This window comes from Longimicrobium sp. (assembly GCF_036387355.1).
GTDB lineage: Bacteria > Gemmatimonadota > Gemmatimonadetes > Longimicrobiales > Longimicrobiaceae > Longimicrobium.
The window spans coordinates 1-5,134 of the sequence record NZ_DASVTX010000573.1; the positions used below are offsets into that span (position 1 = coordinate 1).

The following is a 5,134-nucleotide window of genomic DNA, read 5'->3' on the forward strand; positions in this document are numbered from 1 at the left end:
GAGGAGTGCGAGGGCAAGCGGTTCCAGGCGGCGGTGCTGGAGTACCACCTCGGGGGCCGCGACATCAGCGAGGTGCTAGCCATGTCGGTGGCCGAGGCCGAGGAGTTCTTCGGATCCGGACCGGCCCACACCATCCTCGACCGGATGGCCGCCGTCGGTCTCGGCTACCTGAGCCTGGGGCAGCCGCTGACCACGCTGTCCGGCGGCGAGCGCCAGCGCCTGAAGCTCGCCACGGAGATGGGCGAAACGGGCAGTGTCTACGTGCTGGACGAGCCCACGACGGGGCTGCACCTGGCCGACCTGCGGCAGCTGCTCGGCCTGCTGGACCGGCTGGTCGATGGTGGCAAATCGGTGATCGTGATCGAGCACCACCAGGCGGTGATGGCCCACGCCGACTGGATCATCGACCTGGGCCCCGGCGCCGGCCACGACGGCGGCCGCATCGTCTTTGAGGGCACGCCGGCGGACCTGATCGCGGCGCAATCCACGCTCACCGGCGAGCACCTGGCGGCGTTTGTGCGCCTGGATGCGGAGGTGTGTTCGTCGCGGTGAGCCAGGCCCTCGCGATTGGGGCACTCTGACAGTTGTTCCCGAACAGCCGAGCCGATACTGTTTGGGTGGGCCGTCCAGGAAGGAGACCGATGGAGCAAGATGCGCACGAGCGCCGAGGATCACCCGCGCTGCGCCGAACCTGCGAAGGCGAGTGGCTCGAGTGGTACCGGCTCACGCCCCAGGAGCGCTGGCTGGAGAGCGCGAAACTGTGGGACAGATTCCTGACGCTCGGAGGCTCGCTTGACCCCGAACCCGATCACCAAAGTCCTTTCTACTTTCCGAACGCACGGAGTGCAGGCGCTCCTCATGGGAGGCCAGGCGTGCGTGTTGTACGGCGCAGCGGAGTTTAGCCGGGATCTTGATCTGGCGCTCCTCGCCTCTCCTGAAAACCTCGCCCGGCTTGCAAGCGCGCTTGCGGAACTGCAGGCAGCACGCATCGCGGTTCCCCCCTTCGAGCCGGAATATCTCGAGCGTGGGCACGCCGTTCACTTCCGCTGCAAGCATCCGGATGCAGAAGGGATGCGGGTTGACGTGATGTCACGCATGCGTGGCGTAGCTCCTTTTCCCGAACTCTGGGAGCGGCGCACGATCCTCATGGTTGAGGACGCGGAGGAGATCGCGGTTCTCTCCCTGCCGGATCTGGTATGTGCCAAGAAGACGCAGCGGGACAAGGACTGGCCGATGATCAGACGGTTGATCGAGGCGAACTACGAGGCATTCTATGCCGAGCCGACGGCTGAACGCGTGCGGTTCTGGTTGAGGGAGATGCGCACGCCGGAACTGCTCGCGGAGGTCGCTGAACGCTTTTCCCACGAGGCGCGGCTTCTCTCGGACGGGAGAAAAGCCATACGGTTCGCGCTCTCCGGGGACGATCGCGGCGTGCAGCGGGCGCTCGATGAGGAGATGGAACGTGAGCGCGACGCGGATCGGGAATACTGGCGGCCGCTCCGACAGGAACTCGAGCAGTTGCGAAGGCAGCGGGACCGCGGCCGCTGAGCCGTCCAACTCAGGTTGCGGACGCGGGCGTCGTCTACGTGCTCGACGCGCCCGCGCCGCCGTCTTCACGGTGCTGTCCAGCGCCTGACGGCGCTGCGCGGCCTGCTCGGCACGGCCTGCACCTGGCTGACCTGGGACAGCTGCTCGGCGTCCTGAGTCGGCCGGTGGACAACGGCTCGGCAATCATCGACAACGCGCGCAGACGGATCATTGACCTGGGCCCCGGCGCGGGCCACGACGGCGGCCGCATCGTCTTCGAGGGCACGCCGGCGGACCTGATCGCGGCGCAATCCACGCTCACCGGCGAGCACCTGGCTGCGTACGTGGGCTGAAGCCGCTGGTCGCTGCGATTGCCTGTCTGGTGGGCAACCGCGGATTGCAGTGGCGCTCAGCGTAGGCGTTACGGGAAGATGGAGAGCGGTAGACCCTCGCCATCCGTTGGCCTATGCTTCATCATAGGCCAACAGGAGGTTGATCGTGAGTCCATATCGTCGTGCCAAGCTGTTCAGGAACGGCCGGAACCGGGCGGTACGTATTCCTCGTGAATTGGAACTGTCCGGCGGGGAAGCCATTCTGCGCAACGGGGGCGAGCGGCTGATCATTGAGCCTGCGCCGCCCCGATCGCTGCTGGCGTTGTTGGCCGCCCTGGAACGATCGACGAGGCTTTTCCGCTGATCCCGGAACTGCCGACTGGCTTCGTGGATCTCTGATGCTGTCTGCTGGACATGAATCTCAGAATGTGCATGACCGCGCCACGATTGGAGCACCAGTGCCTCGCTCTCCCCTTTCACTCGCGTTGCAGGTAAATTCCGGGGGAAAACACAACCAGAGGTGACCCCATGAGCGTGCAGGAACTCGAAGCGGAAGTCCTCAGGCTCCCCGCGGCAGAGCGGGAGGAACTGGTCCGGCGCTTGCTCGCCCATGTGAGCGCGGGAGGGGCGGCGGACCCGTTGCTCGGTCTGGGATCCGATCCCGTGGCCTGCGGTCTCGCCGACGCGTCTGCGCATCACGACCGCCACCTGTACGGAGCGGCGGATTAAGTCCGACGTTTCTCGATTTACGTTGAGCGCGGCCCACTCCACGCCGACTGCGACCATCTGGCGGCGTCTGTGGGCGGTGACGATGTTGTCGTGGTGCATTGAATGAATGCATCCTGGCTCGGCGGCCAGTTCCGACGTATGGCAACGTAGGTGCCTGCCACCGTGAGTGTCGATCGCCGCCTTATCAAGACGTGACTGCCCAATGAAAAGCCGACTCGCCAGAGGTCTGACGAGACGCCCCAGACCTGCTTCAAAGGAATATGGATGAGGAACTGAACAACCACGGAAGATCTAATAACTCCTGAGTGATGCACAAAACAGATAGCCAACGGTTGACTGGTCCCCTGTATCGACTTGCACTTCCGCACCGGCGTGATAGACCGAGCAGATTTAGACTGAGATTCTTGACCCAAATAAGCCAAATCCTTCGCCCCTGCCTCAACCCACCCATGAATGCTTCGCAGACCTCCACGACGCAGGCACCAGCGTCCGCAGGTGAAAAAGTCGCCTCGCACCGTGACCATTACGAGCGGATGGAACTCCTGTCGCGCAGCCTGCTTCCCATCGCCATCGCGCTGGCTACGGGGATCTTCTCGTGTTTCCGGGCGCAGACGGAGGAGAGCCGCTTCGCCGCCGCGCATGTGAGGGATAGTTTGGAGGCGCACTCCAAGCAGCGGATCGAGGTGTCCCAACTGGTACAGAGCTTTGTGCCTTCGCTCACCAGTGATAAGCCTGCCAACCGGATTATGGCGCTCCGGGCCATTGCGTACGTCGACACCGCACTTGGGAACGAGTTAGCCCTGGCTCTCACGGAAGACACCAGCGCAGCGGTTCGAGTGGCGGCGGCGAACGTGCAGTTGGCGCCTACGTACCCGTACCTGTCCACCATCGAGCAGGTGTTCGGCCCCTCCGGGCCCGCGCGCATCGCCGCCACACGTCAACTGCTGGCCGATCCCAAGCTGCTGGCCGATACGATGGTGGTATCGGCGCTGCTCGACGCCGCCGAGCGCCACCCCGACAGCAGTGACGGCCACTTCAATGCGATCACGATCCTGCGTGCGGTACCCCGAGAAACGCAGCAGGCTCGGCGCGACCCGATCCTGACGTTCACCGGACGTATCCCCGATACTTGGACCCGCGTCCGCGCCCGCGCCGACAGCTTAGCCGACCGGGTTGGGAGCAACCGCTAAGGCGGAAAAAGCAACAGTCCCAGGGTGGATTCACGCGAATCGGTAATCGTGATCAGGACCAGCAGGCGGTGACGGCGCACGCGGACTGGACTATCGCTTGGGATCCGGCGCCGGCCACGACGGCGGGTACATCGTATTCGCCCGATCCAGATCGCTCCCGGGATTCAGAGCGGCTCCTGCTCTTGGGCCAGCCCGCCTCCGGCCGCCATCTGCTCATCGCTGACTGAGCGCGGCGATTACGGTGCGCCTGATCAGCGCGGGGCCGATGACTTCATCGGCTGGCACGTCGGGCGCGATCAACGCTGGCGCGCGTGCACTTGGTCGGCGGTTATCGGCGTCTCAGAAACGAATGACAGAGAAGAACAGCAGCCCTGATTCTCAGTGCGCAGTTGAAGCCCCGAACCGGACGCGCCAGTGGCCGGTGTCGGGGGTTCCCGCTTTTGAGCGGCGGATTCATCCGCTCAGGGATGCCCGCGCCCCGTACCCGTCTCGTCCATCTCCCCGTTCCCGCTCTGGCCTCTTACCTCGGTGCAGGCGAAGGCGCCCCCGTTTTCGGCGGACTCGCTCCGTTGTTGTTGCGGCGGTGTCATCTGCTCCCGGCCTCCCGAGCGCATCGGTCAGCAACGTACTAGCTTGCTGATCAAGTCTGCGCGACGTCACTCTCCCGCCCGACACCGAGCCCTCCATGCTGCCGAACTTTCTTACCGCCTCCGGACTTCTCTCTCGCCGGGAGATGCTGGGTGCGCTGGCCTCCGCCGCCGTGCTGCCGCTGCTTTCCGCGTGCGGCGCCGCCCGCGCGCCGGCCTCGGCCGGGGCGACGGACGCGGACCGGAGCGCGCTCGCGCTGCTGGAGCGCATCGGCAACGACCTGCTGAACCTGTTTCCCGAGTCGGCCACCTCGCTGGGGCTGGACGTGGGCGCGCGGGCGGAGATGCGGTCGCGGCTGGCGGACCGATCAGCGGCGGGAGAGGAACTGATCGCGCGGCAGCTGCGCGCGGACCTGGGCGCGCTCGCGACGGTGGACGCCGCCCGCCTGTCGCACCCCGTGCGGACCAGCGTGGAAGTGGTCCGCAGCGCCTACACCACGGCGCTGGAAGGATTCGCGCTGCCCTACGGCGACATCACCGTGGGCGGCTGGCGCAACACGCCGTACACCGTCATCCAGAACGTGGGCGCGTACCTGGACGTGCCGCGCTTTCTGGACAGCGACCACCGCGTGGAGAACGCCGCCGACGCCGAGGCGTACCTGGCGCGGATGCAGTCGTACGCGCGGCAGCTGGATGGCGAGCTGGAGCGGGTCCGCGCGGCGCGCGGGATGGGTCTGGTTCCGCCTGCCTTCCTGCTGGACAAGGCGCT

At 65.9% G+C, this 5,134-nt stretch carries 6 protein-coding genes and 1 pseudogene; all 7 read left to right on the plus strand.

The annotated features are described in order from the left end of the window. Positions 1-552: ATP-binding cassette domain-containing protein (locus tag VF665_RS25025; RefSeq protein ID WP_331056224.1), on the plus strand; the 552-nt coding region annotated here is incomplete at its 5' end. A 240-nt stretch (positions 553-792) separates the two neighbouring features. Continuing rightward, positions 793-1,548, plus strand: coding sequence for a hypothetical protein (locus tag VF665_RS25030; RefSeq protein WP_331056225.1), 756 nt, complete (start codon positions 793-795; stop codon positions 1,546-1,548). Further along, positions 1,545-1,880 (plus strand): annotated as a pseudogene (locus VF665_RS25035) (hypothetical protein); the annotation flags it as partial. The gene VF665_RS25030 and the pseudogene VF665_RS25035, both read left to right, overlap by 4 nt. 145 nt (positions 1,881-2,025) lie before the next feature. Continuing rightward, positions 2,026-2,223: a hypothetical protein gene (locus tag VF665_RS25040; protein ID WP_331056227.1), complete on the plus strand. Its 198-nt coding sequence runs from the start codon at positions 2,026-2,028 to the stop codon at positions 2,221-2,223. A 164-nt stretch (positions 2,224-2,387) separates the two neighbouring features. Continuing rightward, the gene (locus VF665_RS25045) at positions 2,388-2,588 is read left to right on the plus strand and encodes a hypothetical protein (protein WP_331056228.1); all 201 of its coding nucleotides are present in this window, start codon (positions 2,388-2,390) and stop codon (positions 2,586-2,588) included. A gap of 449 nt (positions 2,589-3,037) precedes the next feature. Beyond that, positions 3,038-3,778, plus strand: coding sequence for a hypothetical protein (locus VF665_RS25050; RefSeq protein ID WP_331056229.1), 741 nt, complete (start codon positions 3,038-3,040; stop codon positions 3,776-3,778). Positions 3,779-4,463: 685 nt separating this feature from the next. Then, the coding region (locus VF665_RS25055) for a DUF885 family protein (protein WP_331056230.1) at positions 4,464-5,134 on the plus strand (671 nt) is incomplete at its 3' end.